The sequence below is a fragment of the Sediminitomix flava genome (genome assembly GCF_003149185.1).
In the GTDB taxonomy this organism is placed as follows: Bacteria; Bacteroidota; Bacteroidia; order Cytophagales; family Flammeovirgaceae; genus Sediminitomix; species Sediminitomix flava.
On the sequence record NZ_QGDO01000001.1, the window covers coordinates 904638 to 925492 of the forward strand.

20 protein-coding genes are annotated in these 20855 nt (G+C 34.6%); 9 read left to right on the forward strand and 11 right to left on the reverse strand.

Features of this window, described 5'->3' with window-relative positions:
* The first annotated feature begins 10 nt into the window (after positions 1–10).
* Positions 11–1309, forward strand: coding sequence for an MFS transporter (locus BC781_RS03420; protein ID WP_245935571.1), 1299 nt, complete (start codon positions 11–13; stop codon positions 1307–1309).
* 132 nt (positions 1310–1441) lie between these two features.
* Here BC781_RS03420 and BC781_RS03425 read toward each other — a convergent pair whose 3' ends face one another.
* Entirely contained in the window at positions 1442–1966 is a 525-nt protein-coding gene (locus BC781_RS03425) for a gamma carbonic anhydrase family protein (protein WP_109615845.1), read from the reverse strand.
* 200 nt (positions 1967–2166) lie between these two features.
* Between BC781_RS03425 and trpS the strand changes: the two genes are divergently transcribed.
* From trpS to BC781_RS03445, 4 genes are all read left to right on the forward strand, one after another.
* Positions 2167–3141 carry a tryptophan--tRNA ligase gene (trpS, locus tag BC781_RS03430; protein ID WP_109616576.1) on the forward strand — a complete coding sequence of 325 codons (975 nt, stop codon included), beginning with the start codon at positions 2167–2169 and terminating at the stop codon, positions 3139–3141.
* Positions 3142–3273: 132 nt separating this feature from the next.
* Complete coding sequence (gene dnaN / locus BC781_RS03435) at positions 3274–4401, forward strand: DNA polymerase III subunit beta (RefSeq protein WP_109615846.1); 1128 nt, start codon at positions 3274–3276, stop codon at positions 4399–4401.
* A gap of 134 nt (positions 4402–4535) precedes the next feature.
* Positions 4536–5066: a hypothetical protein gene (locus BC781_RS03440; protein WP_109615847.1), complete on the forward strand. Its 531-nt coding sequence runs from the start codon at positions 4536–4538 to the stop codon at positions 5064–5066.
* A gap of 30 nt (positions 5067–5096) precedes the next feature.
* Positions 5097–6005: a hypothetical protein gene (locus tag BC781_RS03445; RefSeq protein ID WP_109615848.1), complete on the forward strand. Its 909-nt coding sequence runs from the start codon at positions 5097–5099 to the stop codon at positions 6003–6005.
* An 86-nt stretch (positions 6006–6091) separates the two neighbouring features.
* Here BC781_RS03445 and BC781_RS03450 read toward each other — a convergent pair whose 3' ends face one another.
* From BC781_RS03450 to BC781_RS03465, 4 genes are all read right to left on the reverse strand, one after another.
* Positions 6092–6463, reverse strand: a complete 372-nt coding sequence (locus BC781_RS03450) for a hypothetical protein (RefSeq protein ID WP_109615849.1) — start codon at positions 6461–6463, stop codon at positions 6092–6094.
* A 144-nt stretch (positions 6464–6607) separates the two neighbouring features.
* On the reverse strand, positions 6608–7555 hold the full coding sequence (locus tag BC781_RS03455; protein ID WP_109615850.1) for a glycosyltransferase family protein: 948 nt from the start codon (positions 7553–7555) through the stop codon (positions 6608–6610).
* A 148-nt stretch (positions 7556–7703) separates the two neighbouring features.
* Entirely contained in the window at positions 7704–8657 is a 954-nt protein-coding gene (locus tag BC781_RS03460) for a glycosyltransferase family protein (RefSeq protein WP_109615851.1), read from the reverse strand.
* 22 nt (positions 8658–8679) lie between these two features.
* The gene (locus tag BC781_RS03465; RefSeq protein ID WP_109615852.1) at positions 8680–10524 is read right to left on the reverse strand and encodes an ABC transporter ATP-binding protein; all 1845 of its coding nucleotides are present in this window, start codon (positions 10522–10524) and stop codon (positions 8680–8682) included.
* Between the two features lie 284 nt (positions 10525–10808).
* Between BC781_RS03465 and BC781_RS03470 the strand changes: the two genes are divergently transcribed.
* The 4 genes from BC781_RS03470 (at position 10809) to BC781_RS03485 (ending at position 14357) form a co-directional block, all read left to right on the forward strand.
* Positions 10809–11567 carry a glycosyltransferase family 2 protein gene (locus tag BC781_RS03470; RefSeq protein ID WP_109615853.1) on the forward strand — a complete coding sequence of 253 codons (759 nt, stop codon included), beginning with the start codon at positions 10809–10811 and terminating at the stop codon, positions 11565–11567.
* A 127-nt stretch (positions 11568–11694) separates the two neighbouring features.
* The gene (locus tag BC781_RS03475; protein WP_262510259.1) at positions 11695–12741 is read left to right on the forward strand and encodes a glycosyltransferase family 4 protein; all 1047 of its coding nucleotides are present in this window, start codon (positions 11695–11697) and stop codon (positions 12739–12741) included.
* A 27-nt stretch (positions 12742–12768) separates the two neighbouring features.
* Positions 12769–13596 carry a glycosyltransferase gene (locus tag BC781_RS03480; protein ID WP_109615855.1) on the forward strand — a complete coding sequence of 276 codons (828 nt, stop codon included), beginning with the start codon at positions 12769–12771 and terminating at the stop codon, positions 13594–13596.
* Positions 13596–14357, forward strand: a complete 762-nt coding sequence (locus tag BC781_RS03485; protein WP_109615856.1) for a glycosyltransferase family 2 protein — start codon at positions 13596–13598, stop codon at positions 14355–14357. Before BC781_RS03480 ends, BC781_RS03485 begins: the two co-directional genes overlap by 1 nt.
* A gap of 39 nt (positions 14358–14396) precedes the next feature.
* Here the strand turns inward: BC781_RS03485 and BC781_RS03490 are convergent, their stop codons facing one another.
* From BC781_RS03490 to BC781_RS03515, 6 genes are all read right to left on the reverse strand, one after another.
* A complete protein-coding gene (locus BC781_RS03490) occupies positions 14397–15278 on the reverse strand; it encodes a GT-D fold domain-containing protein (protein WP_109615857.1) in 882 nt (293 codons plus the stop codon).
* A 36-nt stretch (positions 15279–15314) separates the two neighbouring features.
* Positions 15315–16067, reverse strand: a complete 753-nt coding sequence (locus tag BC781_RS03495) for a segregation and condensation protein A (protein ID WP_109615858.1) — start codon at positions 16065–16067, stop codon at positions 15315–15317.
* Positions 16068–16218: 151 nt separating this feature from the next.
* Entirely contained in the window at positions 16219–17574 is a 1356-nt protein-coding gene (locus BC781_RS03500; protein ID WP_109616577.1) for a dipeptidase, read from the reverse strand.
* 237 nt (positions 17575–17811) lie between these two features.
* On the reverse strand, positions 17812–18438 hold the full coding sequence (locus BC781_RS03505) for a sterol desaturase family protein (RefSeq protein ID WP_109615859.1): 627 nt from the start codon (positions 18436–18438) through the stop codon (positions 17812–17814).
* A 141-nt stretch (positions 18439–18579) separates the two neighbouring features.
* Positions 18580–20145, reverse strand: a complete 1566-nt coding sequence (gene bshC / locus BC781_RS03510) for a bacillithiol biosynthesis cysteine-adding enzyme BshC (RefSeq protein ID WP_245935572.1) — start codon at positions 20143–20145, stop codon at positions 18580–18582.
* 75 nt (positions 20146–20220) lie between these two features.
* On the reverse strand, positions 20221–20808 hold the full coding sequence (locus BC781_RS03515) for a hypothetical protein (protein WP_109615860.1): 588 nt from the start codon (positions 20806–20808) through the stop codon (positions 20221–20223).
* Between the last annotated feature and the right edge of the window lie 47 nt (positions 20809–20855).

The following is a 20855-nucleotide window of genomic DNA, read 5'->3' on the forward strand; positions in this document are numbered from 1 at the left end:
AACAGTCCAAATGAAAACATTCCACCTTAGCTGGATTGCTTTCTTCTTATGTTTTTTTGGGTGGTTTTCTCACGCGCCACTCTTAAACTCAACAATTGGTCCTGACCTAGACCTTACTAAAGCTCAAAAAATCACAGCATTTATAGCTTCTGTAGGGGTTACTATTTTCGCACGTTTATTTATAGGTAACCTTTGTGATAAAATAGGACCAAGAAAAAGCTATGTTTATCTACTTCTTTTTGGAGCCGTAGTTGTTTCCGCTTCATCATTCGCAAACTCATGGGAAACTTACTTAGTTTCTAGAATGGCAATTGGAGTTATTGGAGCTTCATTTGTAATTACTCAGTACCATACTTCAGTAATGTTTGCGCCTAATGTAGTAGGTATTGCCAATGCTACAACTGCAGGTTGGGGTAACCTTGGTGGAGGTGTTACACAAGCTGTTATGCCACTTATTGCTTCTGGTATGTTAGCTTTTGGCTTTGCGGAGTCAGAACTATCAAAATGGAGACCTGCCATGTTTGTTCCTGCTGCAATTATGCTAGTTGTGGCATTCTTATACTGGAAATACACTACTGATTGTCCTAAAGGTAATTACGAAGACCTACCTAATGAAAGACCTCAAGCAAAAGAAGGAGAATCTAGCTTATTTGTTTCTGCAATGAAGGATAAAAGAGTTTGGATACTTTTCTTAATGTATGCAGGTTGTTTCGGTATGGAACTATTTGTAAACGGTAGAGCTGCTACTTATTACCAAACTCAATTCGAACTTTCTGAAACGACAGCTGGGCTTATTGCTTCGTTATTCGGTTTGATGAACCTTTTCGCAAGATCTATGGGTGGATGGTTAGGTGACCGTTTCTCTGTAAAAGGAGGATTGAAAGGTAGAGTAAAATGGTTAGCTATCGTAATGGCTGTTGAAGGATTGGCACTTATCCTATTTTCTAGAATGGATGTTCTTCCTTTTGCCATTATCACAATGATTACATTCTCATTATTTGTACAGATGGCTGAAGGTGCGACCTACTCAGTTGTTCCATTTATCAATAAAAAAGCTTTAGGAGCTGTGGCAGGTATCGTAGGTGCAGGAGGTAATGTAGGTGCCGTTTGTTATGCTCAGTTCTTATTAAGAAGTGGTTCTTCACTTCAAGATTGTTTCCTTTACTTCGGACTCATTGTAATTGCTATCGGATTCTTAGGTCTTACAATTAAGTTTAGTCAAGAAGACGAAGACGCTGCTGTAGAGGAGCAAAAACGCTTAGAAGCATTAGAAGCTGAATTAAAAAAGAAAGAAGGCGTCATCGCATAAATATATATACAACACAACACTACTTAAACACTTTTAAAGGCTATCCAATTATTTGGATAGTCTTTTTAATTAAAAAAGCATTCTAAATGAGGGGATATATTTAGAATGCTTTTTTTCATTTACCGAAGAATGTTACTTTTCTTCATTCTCATCAAACCAACTGCTGTACATTACATAATTATTCGCAGTTCTTTCAAAAACGGCTCTCAATCGGTCATCTAATGGCTTAATCTTTTTAGCAGGCATTCCAGCATACAAGTATCCTGACTCACAAATCGTATTTTCCAATACGACTGCTCCTGCCGCAATAAAACATCCTTCCTGAACAACTGCTTTATCCATTACAATAGCTCCCATTCCAATAAGAACATTGTCTTCAATTGTACAACCGTGTACCAAAGCATTATGACCTATTGATACATTGTTTCCAATTGTTGTAGCCGCTTTTTCATAAGTACAGTGAATTACTGCACCGTCTTGAATATTGGTTTTGTTTCCGATTCGAATACTATTAACGTCTCCTCTAACGACAGCATTGAACCAAACACTACATTCTTTGCCCATTACAACATCACCAACAATAGTGGCATTATCAGCAATAAAACAATCCTCTTCCCATTTTGGCTCTATTCCTTTTACGGCTCTGATTACTGGCATAACATTCACTTATTTAGTTTAAAAGATATGTGTTGTGGACATTCTGTTTACCATTGTTAAGAGTCTGGTAAAAATCTATGAGTGAATATAATTAAGTATAGATAGAAAACACTGAAAAATTATTACTTTTGCACGTTGGAGTCTTACAAAAAGGCTTTAAACAATCTATAGATCTAAAAGAATTACAAAAGCAGATACAAATGGCAAGAGTTCTGACGGGTATCCAAAGTTCTGGTACTCCACACCTCGGGAATATTCTAGGAGCGATTAAACCTGCAATCGAAATGTCTAAAGACCCTAAAAATGAGTCTTTATTCTTCATCGCAGACCTTCACTCTATGACAAGCATCAAAGATGCTGAAGTATTGAGAGAAAATACTTACTCTGTAGCGGCAGCATGGCTTGCTTTCGGTTTTGATACAGACAAAAACATTTTCTACAGACAATCAAGAATCCCTGAAGTGGCTGAACTATCATGGTACTTAAACTGTGTAACGCCATATCCGATGCTTGCAAATGCTCACTCATTCAAAGATAAAGCTGATCGTTTGTCGGATGTAAACTCAGGTTTGTTTACATATCCTGTACTTATGGCTGGTGATATTATCCTTTATGATGCTGAAAAAGTTCCTGTAGGAAAAGACCAAAAGCAACATTTGGAAATGACTCGTGATATCGCAAAAACATTCAACCGTATATACGAGGAAATCTTTGTTTTACCAGAAGAATCTATCAATGAAAATGTGATGATTGTTCCTGGTACTGACGGACAGAAAATGAGTAAATCTTACGGAAACTTCATCAATATTTTCCAAACGGATAAGAAGCTTCGTAAGAATGTAATGCAGATTGTAACTGATTCTACACCTCTTGAAGAGCCAAAGAATCCTGATACTTGTAACGTATTCACTTTATATAAACTATTAGGTACTGAAGAGCAAATCGAAGACCTAAGACAAAAGTATTTGGGTGGCAACTACGGTTATGGCCATGCAAAACAAGCTTTGTTCGAGCTAATCGTTGAGACTTATAAAGAAGAAAGAGAAAAGTACGATTACTACATGAACAATTTAGATGAGCTAGAAAAAACACTTCAAATTGGAGAGGAAAAAGCTCGTCAGATTGCTCAGAAGAAATTAGCTCAAGTTCGTAAAGCTGTTGGAGTAGGACGCTAAGTTCCTCTATCAGTTTACGATTGATATTGAAACAAATAGTTTCTATTTTAGAGGAAGCTTCTTGAAATATTCAGGAATCTTCCTCTGTTTATCTAATTAGAACCTGAAGATTAAAATATAAAAGCATATATAATGAAGTTTACAGCCTCAACTTCCACGATTCTTAAACAGATTTCTTCACTTAACGGAGTAATCCCTAGTAATCCGAATCTTCCGATTTTGGAAAACTTCTTATTCGAGATTAAAGAAGGAAATCTTAAAATTACAGCTTCAGATCTACAAACTTCGATAATCGCTGAAGTTCCTGTAGAGGCTGATCAAGACGGAAGCATCGCAATTCCTGCAAAAATGCTTGCAGATACATTGAAAAACCTTCCAGAGCAACCTGTAACTTTCGAAATTGACTTGGAAACTTATACAGTTTCGATCAATTCAGATAATGGTTTGTATAAATTAGCAGGTGAAAATGCAGAAGATTTCCCTGAAATCCCACAATTAGGCCGTGTGGATACTATGGAGATCGAAAGCAATGTACTTCTTGATGCACTAGGATACACGCTATTCGCAACTTCAAATGATGAAATGAAGCCTGCAATGAATGGTGTTTTCTTAAATATCAACTCTTCTAATGCTGACTTTGTAGCATCTGACAGCCACCGTTTGGTTCGTTACAGAAGAACTGATATTCAGTCTGAATACGAGACATCAATTATCATTCACAAAAGAGCACTTTCATTGTTGAAAAACAACTTGCCATCAGAAGGTGAGGCTGTTAAAATTGAATTCAACGATCAAAATGCTTCATTCACATTTAGCAATGTTCAATTGATTTGTCGTTTGATTGATGAGCGTTTCCCTGATTATGAAAACGTAATTCCGTTGAACAACAACAACCTTGTAACTTTGGACAGAGCTGCGATGTTGAGCTGTTTGAAGCGTATCGCAATCTATGCAAACAAGTCTACAAACCAAGTTCGTTTCAAGATTGAAGGAAATGAAGTAGTTGTTTCTGCAGAAGATATCGATTTCTCAAACGAAGCAAAAGAGCGTTTGTACTGTGAGCACGAAGGAGATGATTTGGAAATTGGTTTCAATGCCAAATTCTTAATCGAGATGTTGAACAACATTCACTCTGACAAGGTAACTTTGAAACTTTCTGAGCCAGGAATGGCCGGTTTGATGGTTCCTACTGAAATTTCAGAAGAAGAAGATTTATTAATGCTAGTGATGCCAATCATGCTTCACAACTACGCTTACTAGGTCTTAAATGATAGATTAAGTTAAAAGCTCTTACATTTCTAGTCTATAGAAAAGTAAGGGCTTTTTTATTTATTCAGAACCATTAGCAAAACAATTCATGTTTACGGAACGAACAAGACAAAGCTTCTTTAAACATGAAACTAATAAACACACTAGGGCTATCATTTATCATAGTCACTTCAGTTCTACTCACATCATGTTTTGACTCTAAGCAAGAGCAAAAGAAAGTAGACAGTATTGAATTGAAAGACGGTGCTGACATCTCAAGCGAAGGTGAGAAAACGCGTGGAAAGTATCGTAAAAAACTCGTTAAAGGAAAAGAATTCAATGCCTGTCTTCCAAATAAAATGGGAGATTACAAAATCACTTATACCCAAGAAAAGCTCGGCATGATTCAAGCAGTCGTCTCTGAAAAAGGAGATGATGTAGCTACCATAACCGTTGCTGACCTACTCGACACTCCTCAGAATATTGAAAAATACACCTCTTCTACTCAAGATTTGAAAGGTTACCCAATGCTCTCAAAGGGTAGCAAAGGTACTGCTATTTTGGTCAGTGATAGATTCCAAGTACAAGTCAGATCAAAGTCCGATTCATTTACAGAAGCAGACCGAATTGAAGTACTCTCACAAGTAGATCTCAATCACCTTGCACAACTCAACTAATCATACTTACTCATTAAAATTGAAGAAATTATGGGATGGTTTTTTAAAGAAAATCCAGAAAAAATAGCAAGTATCATCAATGATCTACCTAGTTCGGGATTAACTGTGATGAGCTTGAAAGTACTAGATAGTATTGTTCCTGGGCAATGGACAAACCCGACAAACTTTGATCAAATGATTCGTGATATCACAGGCGATGATGATGAATCCTATTTAGCAGATGTAAAAGAAAGAGTCTTCCAACTCTATAATGAAGAAAAAGAAGGTTATCAGAGTGCCATTTGGATTTATAATACCATTGAATCAATTGACACTGCAGTTGGTTCTGCTGCCATGTCTGACAAACTGGGAGAAAAAGTAAAACTCCTATCTTTTCTAAAATACTTAACTCCAAAAGCAGAATCAGCACAAAAATTCGACTTCGCATTAAAAATCATAGGTGAACTGATTGCATTCACTAAAACGAATGGTATTCCTGGTGATGGGATTGTAGATTTTGTAAAAGCATTTGGTCATTATGCCGGAAATGCAAAAATCAGAATGGCTGGTATCATTTGTTTTGATGGAATTCTGCCTTTAGGAGTTGACTTTGTGCGTTCAGCAACTGATGCATTGGATGGGCTAAGTGCTGACGAAGCAGATAAGAATTCATCATTCTCCAAATTCAAAGATATCATTCCGGGTGATTCTACCGATGATAAACTAGGTTATGTAAAAAAAGGATTGGCTGGAGTTGGCGATTCTCTCAATGGTTTTGTTTCTGATAATGGAATTACGCAAGATAAGATTTTAGGCAGTGTAAACCGCTTCATTGATAAAGCCGACACCAAGCTAGATATGCTTTCTGCTTTTATTGATGTTTCCTCAGATTACTATGCCCATACAGGAAAACAATCTGTCGTCGAACAAATTATTAATAGAGCAGCAGGAGAAGTTTAATTCAAACCTGATAAAATAAAGTCCCATTTCTAAGATAGATATGGGACTAATATTGAATAGAAACATTTTTTAGAAAAGTCTAAGGTCTAAGGTCTAGGGCCTCTACCTCTTTTTCCTTTTTGTTCTTCAGCTAATTCTTTAAATGCTATAAATTGTTCTTCAGTAAGGATTTTTTCCATTTCCGACTCAAAACTCTCTCTTTCCTCTTCCATCTGAGCTCTTATTTCAGACCTATCTGCACCACTCTCTCTGAGCTCAGTCATTTTCTCCATTTGTGCAAAAAATAAGTCATAAATCTTATCTCCTTGCTCTTCTGTTAATTCAAGAGCCTTTGTTAATTGAGCTGTTCTTCTTTCTGCGGCTTCTTTAGGATCAAGATTAGGACGTTGAGCACATGCCACAAATGTTGAAAAAATAGAAGCCAAACCAATAAGCGTTACTATAAATTTCTTTTTCATATCTCATCTATGTTTTATTTCTGAAGTAAAAATGGGAAATGCTTATTTCCTTATGAAAAAATTTCAACGAATGGGCATTTATTTTCAATGAAAAAGAAAAAAGGCCGGTTGAAACCTCAACTGACCTTCTAATTATTTATATATCTACTTTTTGAGTAAAGTGTAATTTTTATATCCACCGATCAACCTACCTCCTAGTAAATTTCGCTCTACCCAAATAATAATTCTATACTTCAACTTTTCATGTTTCCGTATTGGTCTACCAATCACTATTGGTCCATCATAACGAAGATCGTCTTGCCAATCTAATTCCTTAATGCGTTCACTCATAACCTTCGGATGTGTACCCTTGAATTCTAGAGTTCTATCCATTCGGCCATAATCGAAAACATCTTGAGTAAATTTCTTTAATGTCTCTTCAGTTACCTTCCTGTAAGCATTGGCAAAAGTGAGTCTTTTTGTCAACATCACTTTAGGGGGTCTCACCCAGCCATAGTGATAAATATTAGCGTCAATCTTTACGACATTTAGCTTTGAAGAACCCTCTTTTTTTGCATAACTAAATCCATCAAAATTAGGGATTTTTCTAAATGATTGAGCATCTCTGAAAGAATGGATTTCAGGCTTATTTCTAATAATTCGAATCTCGTAAGGATACCAACAATGGTCTCTGAAGTAGTGTTTATAGTCTCCCCAAAAATGAAAATAGCTAAACAGAAAACCGTCTACTTCTTCATCATTGAGGTGTTTTTCACAAGCATTCTTTATTGTTTGTTTATCTTTTTCATGGACAACTTCATCCCCTTGAATATAAAATAGCCAATCTCCAGTACATGCCTCTTTAGCAATATCAGTTTGATGTGCGTATTCCGTTCCTCCTGTAAATTTTTCGAAATCCCATTTGGTATGAATGATTTTAATTTTATCAGAACCAATACTTTGTATCAGTTCTAAAGAATTATCGTCCTCATCTCCTTCTCCCAATGCAATTACAAACTCATCTACTAAATCTAGAATCGAAAGAATAGATTCTTTGATCGGGTAATATAACTTGGAGGTATTCCTCAAGAAAGTAAAGCCACTTATCTTCATCTGATTCCCAAAAACTTCTTAACTACCAAATTGAAAGTTAATCACTTCCAATTCTTTTTTTTTTAAAATCTTATTTCTTTATTAATACATAAAAATAGAGACTGCCTAACACCCAGATCAAGACAGTCTCTATTCAAACTTAGATAAATTACTCACTAACTAATTCGTAATTCTTATATCCACCGATTAATCGGCCTCCTAAAAGATTTTGTTCAACCCATATGATCATCCTATATTTTAACTTTTCATGTTTTTGTATAGGACGTCCAATAACAGTAGGACCACTGAAGCGAAGATCGTCTTTCCAATCTAGCTCACTCCTTTTTTTATCCATTACTTTTGGGTGAGTGCCTTTAAACTTTAAAGTTCTATCCATTCGCCCATAATCATATGTGTCTTGAGCGTATTTTTGGAACTCATCATTTACATAAGCAGCTCCCCTATGTGTATGGTTAAAATATTTAGCCTTTTTCAACATCAACTTTGGAGGACGTACCCAACCATAGTGATATATGTCCGCATCAATTTTTACAACCTTAAGTTTATATGTATTTTCTTTTGTACGATAGCTTAATCCATCAAAATTAGGCATTCTTCGGAAAGACTGTGCTGATTCATACGAATGAATATCCTTATCATTTCTTATTATTCTTATTTCATCAGGATACCAACAATGATCTCTCCTATAGTGCTCATAGTCACCAAAGAAATGCATATACCTAAACAAAAAACCTTCGACTTGTTTATCATCTAAGTATTTTTCACAAGCTGCCCTGATATTTGAATGATCTTTTTCATGTACTAATTCATCACCTTGTAAATAGAACAACCAATCACCTGTACACGCTTCTTTAGCTATATCTGTTTGGTGTGCGTGCTCCATACCTCTAGGGTACTTTTCGATGTCCCAAACTGTATTTATTATCTTAATTTTATCAGATCCTATACTCTGAATAACTTCAAGAGTATTATCATCCTCATCGCCTTCACCTAGAGCAATTACAAACTCATCTACCAAGTCTAGTATAGAAAGTATAGATTCCTTGATAGGATAATAGAGCTTAGATGTATTTCTTAAAAAAGTAAATCCGCTTATTTTCATTTTAAAAAAGTATTATTCTGAATTACATTTTTTGCATTGATTGAAGCTTATGATAAACTCCTTTTTGTAATAGTAAATGATCGTGTGTACCTTTTTCAACTATCTCTCCGTCCTTAATCACTACAATTTCATCTGCATGCTGAATTGTACTTAGTCGGTGCGCAATAACCAAAGATGTACAATTTTGCATTAAATATTCCAATGCTTTCTGAACTAGCTTCTCTGACTCTGTATCAAGTGCAGAAGTTGCTTCATCTAGAATTAAGATTTGAGGTTTTTTGAAAATCGCTCTAGCGATACTCAACCTTTGGCGCTGCCCTCCAGAAAGTTTCATTCCTCGATCGCCAATATTTGTATCATAACCATCTTCCATTGCCATAATGAAATCATGGGCATTAGCTATTTTCGCTGCTTCTATTACTTCTTCCCTACTAGCATTTGATGTGCCAAAAGCTATGTTATTAAAAATGGTATCATTAAAAAGAATAGATTCTTGAGTTACAATACCCATTTTCTCACGAAGGGAATGTAATGTGAAGTCTTTTACATCCTCACCATCAATTGTGATTTTACCTTCAGTAGGATCATAAAAACGAGGGATTAAATCCGACAAGGTAGATTTTCCTCCACCAGAAGGACCTACCAAAGCGACCGTTTTTCCTTTTGGAATATCAAGATTTATATTTTTAAGAACCTTTTTATCTTCATATGCAAAAGATACATTCTCTAAAGAAACCTTATCATCAAATACCTCAAGCGTCTTCGCGTTCTCTTTATCTTTGATTTCGATTTCTACATCCAACATTTCAAGAATACGATCACCTGCTGCAAGACCTCTTTGAATATTCCCTATAGCTCCAGCAATTGCTTTTGCTGGGTTCAATACTTGAGTAAATAAAGAAATGTATGCAATAAATTCTGAACCTGTCAGACTAGCATCTGTAAGTACTAAACTTCCACCTTTTATAATCAAAATAGAAATAAATACACCTCCCATTACTTCTGAATAAGGTGAAGCCAATTCTCTACGGCTTGCCTCCTTTTGGAATGAGCGGACATATCTTTTATTCTCTACCTCATATTTTTCCTTCATGTAGCTTTCAGAGTTGAAAGCTTTCACAACACGCATACCCCCTATCATTTCATCCAAGATAGACAATAGGTTTGCCGCCATTTCTTGTGTTTTCTTAGAGTGCCTTTTGAGCTTCTTGGCTATAAATGAAATTGCACCTCCAGAAACTGGAATAAGAATAAAAGCGAATAGCGTTAAATCTGTTGAGATATTAAAAAGAGCATAGAAAAAGATAATCAGCTGTATCGGCTCTTTAAAAAAAGTTGTGATACCATGCATAATAGCCCCTTCTACTGCTTGTACATCATTCGTTGCTCTAGACATCAAATCTCCTTTACGAGCAGAACTAAAAAAGGCATTATCCATCAAAACTACCTTATCAAAAATAGATGATCGAATTCTAGCAACAGTTCTAGCACGCATCCATTCTCTTAAACGAGCAGTAGCATATCTTAGTAAGTTTGATAAAAGTGAGAAAATCACCGTTGTTCCACACACATAATATAGAACTTTCATTTTGGCATCATCTCCTCCTTCCGCAATCATCTGATTAAGAAACTGATACCCATAAGCTTTCCAGTTTGTAAGATCATACCATTCGAAATCGCCCAAAACCATGAGTTTTTCAGGCTTAGCTGAGTCTCCTAAGCTATTGAAAATGGTATCTAGAACGGGCATGATCATAGCGAAGTTCGCTACGCTAAAAATACTTCCTAAAATTGATAACAGGATATATGGAGTTAAAAACCCTCCTATAGGTTGAGCAAACTGTAATAACCGTTTGAATGTCTTCATATTAATATATCATAATTATGCATCTTAAAAATGCAATAATTTTCACCTTCGCAAAGGTAGTATTTTTTAGAAGTAAATGCTGATATTCTTACTGAATGCCTTTATTTAGCTACTAAAGTAAAACTACATCCTTCCAAAACTAAAAACCTTTACATTTTTAATATTCGGAGAATCTTTTATAATTAGGAACAATCTTATGATATTTGTGATGTGTTAGTATTGAGCTGTGCTAAGATATATTTTCAAGCTTTTTAAATGATTGACAATCGAATTTCTAACTGATTTTGACATTACCTAAAATTACCGCAATTATCCCGACCAAAAATGAAGAACATAATATAAGAGAGGTTCTTGAGTCTGTTTCTTTTGCAGATGAAATTATGGTTGTAGATTCATTTAGTACAGACCGTACTGTTGAAATCGCTAAAGAATACACTGATTTCATTTTACAGAGAGAATATGAAAACTCTGCATCTCAAAAAAACTGGGCAATTCCTCAAGCTACACATGAATGGATTGTTTTGGTCGATGCAGATGAAAGAGTTACCAAAGAACTTGAATTGGAAATAAAAGAGATTCTTAAGGGCGATAAACTCAAAGCTGGTTATTGGATATACAGAAGAAATCACTTTTTAGGTAAGGAAGTTAAATATAGCGGATGGCAAAATGATAGAGTAATCAGATTATTTCAGAAAAGTAAGTGTAGGTATGAAGACAAGCATGTACATGCTGAAATAATTGCAGATGGAGAAGTTGGCAAGTTAAAAAATAGACTCATTCACAATACCTATGTGAGTTTTGATCACTATTTAGCCAAATTAAACCGCTATGCAGCTTGGCAAGCTGAAGACTATTCGGATACTCAAAAAATCACTTTTTATCATCTAGGAATTAAGCCTGCTGTTCGTTTCTTTAAACATTTCATCCTTCAAAGAGGATATAAGGATGGTATGATTGGATTTATTATTGCTTATTGTCAATCATACGCTGTAGCTAGTCGCTACATCAGACTCTGGATTTCACGAAATACAAATAAAAAGTAATCTGTCTGCTTTCATCTACTTTTAAAAGTACATAAGCAACAAAACGTTTACTCTGAATTTTTACATACAATTTTTAGTACTTAGTCCTACAGAAGCTTTCATGAATATATTACATATAGCCACATCTATGACATGGCGAGGGGGAGAGAGACAGGTTTACTATTTGATGGAATCCCTATCAACTCAAAGCATCAACCAACATTTACTTTGTTCTGAAAACTCTGAAATATCTAGTAGAGTCAATACATCTGTTGCTACAACACACGTAAAACCAAAACCTAGTAGCATAAGCTTGAGCTGGGCTAAAGAAGTAAAACGAATTTGTCAAACTCAAAAAATTGACATTATTCATGCTCATGACTCTAAATCACAAACTTTTGCTGTGTTGGGTAATGCCTTATTTAACATCAACATACCTGTAATTTTAACCAGAAGAGTATTGTTCCCCGTGAAAGGGAAGCTCTCACTTTTCAAATACAATCACCCATCAATAAAAAAAATTATTTGTATTTCTTCAGCAGTACAAAAAGAAATGCAGAAAACGCTTAAGGTTGATAAAACTATTATCATCCCTAGCAGCATAGACACTCACAAATTTGAAACTACTGAAAAAAAGGATTTTAACTTAATAGAAAATAAAACAAAAATTGGATACGTAGCTGCTCTTACTGAAGAAAAAGATCATAACACTTTTATAGAGACAGCTAACTTAATATTACAAAACAGAGATGATGTTCATTTTTATATTGTAGGCAGTGGAAAGTTGGAAAAAGAAATTCAAACTAAAATTGCAGAACTAAACTTAACAGAACATATTTCTCTTACAGGATTTATAAAAGAAATAGATGCATTTATACCTCAATTAGATCTTCTACTTTTTACTTCTTTATCGGAAGGCTTAGGCTCTACTATTCTTGATTTCTTTTTGTGCAAAAAGCCTGTTGTTTCGACTAAATGTGGAGGAAATGAAGATATTGTCTTCCATCGAAAAACGGGAATGTTAGCAGAAAAAAAAGACTCAAAAAGTCTAGCTAAATATGTTGAAGAAGTTCTAAATAATGAATCACTAAAAGAAGAAATTATTGAAAATGCATATAAGCTTGTAAAACAAAAGTACTCCCTAAATAACATCAGTAAAGAAACACTAAAAGTTTATACTGATTCTCTAGGCTAGTACCGAGTATAAATAACTATCACATCAATGAATCGAAAGGAACTTATTACAATTATTATCTCATATTACAAAGAAATAGAAAACCTCAAACTTGTTCTAGATGCTTTAAATAATCAATCTGACCATAGATTTGAAGTTATTATTTCTGAGGATGACCAAAATACTGAAACAATTACCCAGCTTACTCTTTTTAGAGAAAAGTATTTTTTCAAGATTCATCATGTCAATCAAGATATTGATGATGGATTTAGAAAAAATATTATGCTGAATAAATCTATACTGACTTCAACTACTGAGAATATTGTTTTTATAGATGGTGATTGTATTCCTCACAAACACTTTGTGAAAAATTATATCAAGAACTTTAAAGACAACGTCATTCTTTTTGGAAGAAGAGTCAACTTAGGGGATACTCTTACTTCAAAAATAAAGTCATCCAAAAAGACATCATTCTCTCTGGCTTCTCTTTTATTTTCAGATTCTTGGAAAGTTAAAGAAGGGATTTACTCTCCTAATTTCTCAATTATGTTCTCTAAAAAGCAAAAAGGTTTATTAGGCTGCAACTGGGGCATAAAAAAGAAGCACTTATTAGAAGTTAATGGCTTTGACAATGATTATGTACTCCCAGCAGCTGGAGAAGACACCGATATTGAGTGGAGATTGAAACAAATTGGAATTAAAATGGAATCAATAAAGAACAAAGCAATTGTTTACCATTTATTTCATGATAATTCAAGAAAGCCTGAAAATGAGGCTAAAAATGCAAAAATGTTGCAAGGTAAAATAGATGCAAAATTAGCTTTTTGTAAAAATGGCCTGAATCAAATTGATATTAAAGAGCCTGTTCTTGGGTAATGAAAGTTAGTTTAATTATCTCCACCTACAATTCTCCAGATTCTTTAGCTTGTGTTCTTGAAAGTATAAAAAATCAAATCACGAAGCCATATGAAGTAATTATTGCCGATGATGGCTCTAATTTTGAAACAGCAAATCTTATTCAAAACTTCAGAAAACAGAACTTTACAATTAAGCACTGTTGGCAAGAAGATAAAGGATTTCGATTAGCTAAAATTAGAAATAAAGCAATCGCACAAGCTAAAGGAGACTATATTATTTTCATTGATGGAGATATAATTTTGCACCCATCATTTATAAAAGACCATAAAACATGGGCCAGAAAGAACTTCTTTTTACAAGGTTCAAGGGTTCTTCTGTCAGAAGAAAAATCTAGTACTGTCAAAAAGGAAGGACTTACCCCAATACACTACTTTAGCAAAGGAATTAAGAATAGATTAAATACTATAAACTCAACCTTATTAGCTAAAATTTTCACTAAAAAAGGTCTCTCATTCGATAAAGCAAAAGGCTGTAATATGAGTTTCTGGAAGAAGGATTTACAAAAAGTTGGAGGCTTTAATGAAAAGTTTATTGGTTGGGGAAAAGAGGATAATGAATTAGCGATTAGACTTATCAATAACAGTGTTAGAGGTATTAAACTTAATTTCGCAGCAAATACATACCATTTGTATCACCCTATGAACACTAACCCTAACATTGAGAAAAACATCCAACTTTTAAAAGAAACAGTGAACAGAAAACAAAATAAGATTGGATAAAAAAGCTAGAGTTACCTTAATAACCCTAGCTTTTTTATTCTAGATAAACTGTTTCCTTAAAAAGAACTTAATGTCTTTTGCTAAAAACTTCGTTTTCTCTGTTTTTGAAAACTCAGGTCGATCTTTTTTATCTAACAGCTTAAACACAGAGTGACCTTTTAATCTAATCCATGTTCTTGACGTTTTTCTATCAATAGCATCTATCACAGAGCCAAGATCCAATACATGTTTATTATAACCTTGATTCCACAATCTTTTAGCTACAACATTTGAAGCCGCTCCAGCTGATGTAATAATTAAGTCAACTTCTTTTACATTTTTCTCCACACTTGGCCACCAATCATCTATTGTAGAGTAGGCATTTTTTCTTGGTGTTTCTACATAAATATCAATTTTCCCATACAACTTTTCAGCACTTGATTTAGGAACTCCACCAATGAACATTTTCTTCTTAGGGCGGATATATTTATCTAAAAATGACTTTATTTTTTTAGGTTGAAAAACTGTAAGAGTTGAGAAGAAAAAATGATTCTCAAAAACTTTTTTTTCATTAAAATTGAATTCTTCTGATATGAAAGATTCAATCTTTTTATTAGCTCCAAATGGTTCATAAACCCCTTTAGAAATACTTTTCTCTAAAGGAGGATGAAAAGGCGCTGCTATCAAATAATCAGGATTATCTATTTTAAAAGCCTCTAAAAGTTCTTTTTTATATGCAGGACTACCAATATGGTTACGGGTACTTTCCCCCATCATTAACAAAAACTCCCCATCACCAAATCTTGAAAAAAACACTCTAGAAGAGCTATCAAGACGTTTCTTTAGGTAATAAAGACTTTCCTCACATGACTTTATTTTCAACTCTGCATTTTGATATTCAGTATCTTCTGAAAAAGATTTAATTAGATATTTTAATGTCATTCTTTAAAAAAGTTGAATTGGAAAATTCTTCGTTTCCTAAAAAATATCTGGTCCGTGATATGGCTTAACCCAAAAGTTGTTATAACCTTCTCCAATCTCAACGGTCACTTTGTTAAGTGACATCAATTCTAAGACAGCCAAGAAATTAAATACGACTGCTACCTTATTATATTGTTTTCGGATTAGATCAATGAATTCGATCTTTTCTTCAACTTGAAGACGTTCTAATAGATTAGTTTTTTGCCCTTCAAGAGTATATGGATAAGGAACAACTTCATGACGTCTAGGATTATCATCTTCTTGCATAAACCTCTTCATCGCCCCTTGGTAAACTCTCAAAAGCTTATATAAAGTTACATCTTGTAGTTCTGCTTCAACATCTGTAAGCTTCTCTATTTCTTTCAATTCGTCTGGAATGTTACCTCGTTTAATTCGGTTAAGCATTCCTCCTTCCCATTCTTCAAGTACACCAATTACAGATTTGTATTTTTTATATTCGAGTAGATGTTTTACAAGCTCTTCACGAGGATCTATTTCATTTCCTTCCTCATCAATTTCTACTCTTGGTAATAACATTTTTGCCTTGATTCTCATCAACGTAGAAGCCATCAGAATAAACTCACTCGCTACTTCGATATTCATTTGTTCGAGATGAGATAAATATTCCATAAAATCATTGGTGATCTTATAGATCGGAATATCATAAATATCAATTTCATCTCTCTGAATGAAGAATAGCAATAGGTCAAAGGGACCTTCGAAAAGCGGTATTTTTATTTCGAAACTCAAGACAGCAGTTTAAAGGAAACAGTGATTATTTCATAAAAATAAGCAAAATAATCCTATCATCTATTTTTAAAGGAGTTACACTTAAAGAAAAAAATAAGTCACCCCAAATTTTCGGAGTGACTCATGTATAATCTTAATCGATTCTATCTAATTATTTTTTTGCAAAATACTTGTAAAATAAAGCGATAGTCTCGATTCCTTTATGGTAAAGCTCAACTTCAAAGCTCTCATTTGGTGAGTGAATTGCATCTTCATTCAAACCAAATCCCATCATGATTGAGTCCAAGCCCAATTCATCTTTGAACATTGGTACAATTGGGATACTACCACCACTACGTACAGGAATTGGCGTTGTTCCGAAAGACTCTTCATAAGCGTTACTTGCTGCTTTATAAGCTTCAGAATCTGTAGGAATTACTGCAGGGTAACCTCCGTGATGAGCCGTAACTTTAACTGTAGTTCCTGCCGGTGCTAAAGACTCAAAATGTTTTGCAAATAGCTCTGAGATCACTTCCCAATCTTGCCCTGGTACCAAACGCATTGAGATTTTTGCATAAGCTTTTGAAGGAATTACGGTTTTAGCTCCTTCTTCAGTGTATCCACCCCAAATACCATTTACATCTAAAGATGGACGAATAGAAGCTCTTTCATTTGTAGAATAACCTTCCTCACCAAATACATCTTTGATATCGAGTGCCGCTTTATAAGCATCTAAGTCAAATGGTGCTTTAGCCATAGCCTCACGATCTGCCGCAGATACTTCTTCTACTGTATCGTAAAATCCTGGAATTGTAATTTCACCTTTCTCATTCGTCAATGAAGAAATCATCTTCGTGATCGCATTGATTGGGTTCATTACAGCACCACCATAAAGACCTGAGTGAAGATCACGATTTGGACCAGTTACTTCTACTTCCATGTAGCTTAAGCCTCTCAATCCAACTGTGATTGAAGGAATATCTTTTGCGATCATTCCAGTATCAGATACCAAAATCACATCTGCTTCAAGCTTCTCCTTATTCGCTTGAACAAAAGACGTCAAGTTCACTGAACCAATCTCTTCTTCACCTTCAAGCATAAACTTCACATTACATGTCAGGTTATCTGTAGCCATCATTGTTTCGAAGGCTTTTACATGCATGTACATTTGGCCTTTATCATCACTAGCTCCTCTAGCGAAGATTTTTCCATTTCTGATTTCAGGTTCAAAAGGAGGTGTGTGCCACAAATCTATTGGATCTGCAGGTTGAACATCATAATGTCCATAAACTAAAACTGTAGGAAGTTCGCTATCAATTAGTTTCTCTCCATATACAATAGGGTTACCTGGAGTTGGGCAAATTTCTACATTATCAGCGCCAGCTTTCGTTAATTGATTAGCTAAAAATTCAGCTGCTTTTTCTACATCTTTTCTGTATGAACTGTCTGTACTTACAGATGGAATTCTAAGCAATTCAAATAACTCTTCAGTGAAACGCTCTTTGTGTTCGTCAATATATGCCTTCATAAAAGGAAATTTTATTTCTTTTTGTAACTCTTCCAAATTCTACACAACCATTCAGACTCCTCTCTATCCTTGGAAGTAAAATTCTAGTAATAGATGATTAACTTGATGGATTAGAACAAATATAACATTTACAAAAGCATCTATAAAAAATTATATAAAATGTCTACATACTTTTTAATCATTATAAATAAAAAAGCCCATTAAAAAATGGACTTTCAATCAATTTCGGATATAAGATTATTTCTTTTGAATAGGCATGGTTCCGTAAATATGATCCCACAAGGTTGAAGATACTCCGAATGCCCTTTCTGGATCTTTGTAATGATGAATGCCGTGATGAACCCACAATACTCTAAGGAAATTTTTTGGAGGTCTATAACTATGCACTATGTAGTGAATTAGAAGATAAGTAGCATACCCTGTCAAGAAACCTGGTAAGAAGCCATAGGTCCAATTACCCATCAAAAATGTAAACATCACAAAGAGTAAACTAGCCAAGACTGTACTCACTATTGGAGGCATTGCTAATCGACTTTTATCTTTTGGAAAATCATGATGTACACCATGAAACTTGTAGGTAAGGTCTTTTCTGAATTGTGTGGTCTCGGGCATATGATACACAAAACGATGTGCCGCATATTCGACCCAAGTGAAAAGTAACCATCCAGAAATAAATGCTGCTAGGCAAGAAATTGGACTTATCAGATTTTCATAGACACCGTAAAAAATCATTCCTATGGAACCTACTAAGAAAATACTTATCGGAACATAAGCATGCGTGTGTGTCAAATATTCGAGTAACTTATTGTCAAACAGCTGATCGTTTGCTGGTTTGTTAATTCTTTCAGTAGAAGCTCTTTTCATAGTATTGGGTTTAACTTGGTTTTCCACCTCAATACTGTAAAGGTTCAGTTTGTAATTTTAGTTCTACTTGGTAGCTTTTCAGACAAAAAAAGTAGGATTTTGTATCAAAACCCTACTCATCTATTTCTTTAGTTCTTAATCCTAGATTGAAATCACTTGGAAGCTCAACTCGAATGGTTTCAGCGTTTGATGAACCTTCTCCACGAAACTTGAATCTTTTAAGTAAAATCCTAACATATTTTCTCTTCGCTCTTGCAATCCACCGCCAGGGAAAAGTTCATATTTCAGATTAAGCAAATGTTGTAAGCTTTCTTGCTGTCTTCGCTGTTCTGCTTTTACAAATTTGTGAGAAGTGTGTGCAAATTTCTTCTCTAGTCTTTTCTTTTCTGCTTCAATATGACCTATTAATGTCACATCTACTTCATTTGCCTTGGCTAGTAGATTGTCATAAGCTTGGAATAGCATCTGATGTTCTGCTTCAAAAGACAAATCATAATCTGTATTTCGCTCAGCAAATTCTCTTTTTAGTAAATGCTCTGCTTGGAAAAGCTCTTCTAAACTAAAGCCTGTCTTAGCTAGCTTTCTTTGCTGATCTTCAGTAATTACTAAAGCAAAATTTCTAGGAAGTAGAATTGGGAAAGGAACTTCCATTTGGTCAAATAGTTCTTTCAATTGGAACCAATATACAACTTCTGCAGGTCCTCCTGTATAAGAAAGGTTTGGCAAAATCATTTCTTGATACAACGGACGAAGTACCACATTTGGACTGAAGCGTTCTGGGTGATTTTCAATCTCAGCTTCCATTTCAGCTTTAGAGAATTTGATAGCCGTATCAACTACTTGGAAAGTATCTTCATCAATTTGTTCAATACGATTACGCAATTCACCTTTTAAATAGAAGAAGTTTATCGGGCGGGCATAAATTTGTGTTTTAAACCCTGCCTCTTCCATTTTCTGATTATTTTCCTCGACCCACTGATGCGGTAAATTTTCGAAAATATCCTTTTTCATGACTGACTTAAAACTTGCTTTCAAGTCTACGTCATCTCCATCTACACAGATCAGTCCTTCCTTCTCAAAAAGGTAATGTGTGTATGCACGAACAGCCTCTGTCAAATTTTCAGCATTCTGATAAGCTGATTTAAAGAAGTCAGGCATATCCTTGAAACGATCTAAAATCGCCTCAATATTTTTAGGATTCATTCTTCCTACAGCACCTGTCTGATCATTTTCCCAAACGTATTTTTTGTCTTTGATACAGAAATACGAGATTTCCTCAAAGTCATGATCTTCTGAAGCCATCCAATAAACAGGAACAAAATTGTATTGCGGATATTTTGCTTTCAGCTCTTTTGCCGCTTCAATAACCGTTACAATCTTGTAAATAAAATAAAGAGGTCCCGTAAATATATTAAGCTGATGACCTGTAGTAACCGTAAAGGTATTTTCATCTAATAAACGCTCAATTTGGGGAGTATAAGAAGGATATTTTTCGTATTGGTTCTTAAGAGAATTCACCAATACTTCGCGTTGTGCTTTTGAAAAGACTTTATCTTTAATTTGCTCTGGAAAATTCTCAATACTTGGGCTACGGTGTATAAAAGGTTTTACCGAAGGGTCATTATTGATATATGCGTTAAAAGTATTCGAGAAGAATCCTGTTTTTTCAAAAGGAATACAACAACCTTCCATAATATCTGTCTTCATTTTATTTGATAGTCAAAAAGAAATTGGATGTAAAAATGCTAAATAATTGCGTGAAGCTCGGTATGCGAAACAATATTATTCACATTCGAACTGAAAAATATAAAAAGGATTTTGAGCACTGAATTTCACAAAACCGTCTTTATCTGTCTTGAATTTATGCTCTTCAAAAGGCTTAAGTCCTTCCATCTGAACATTTAAAGGAAGTTCAAAAATACTATCTCTTTGTACCCATTTTTCAAAAGTATCTTGACAGAACATCCCCTTCCCATCTTTGGTATAACTCACAATATCCCATTTATGAGTCAATTGTAAGAGTTGTTCTTGTTCACTTTCAGAAAGTGTACCGTAGATATTAAATGCTTTTTGTCCGTCTTCACCTAAAAACTCAAGAATATCGATGAGTCCGAAAGATTCAAAATCATGAATGGTAGAAGGTTGAAAGCTATCCAACAGCGGTTTCAATTCCTCTTCTTCACCTTCCAAACAAAAGATTCTGTCTACTTTTATTCCCCAAGAAATAAGTTGCTTTGCTGTATTTGCATGACATACCACCACAGGACTCCATTCCAACAACTCTCCAAGTCTGGGCAAATCATCCTCTGTTAGCTTCCAGCAAATCAGACTTGGTTCTTGATAATCTCTAACAATATGATGTGATGACATCTTTGAATAATTAGTCTTCCAAGTACTAGGACAAATGATTACGGGAT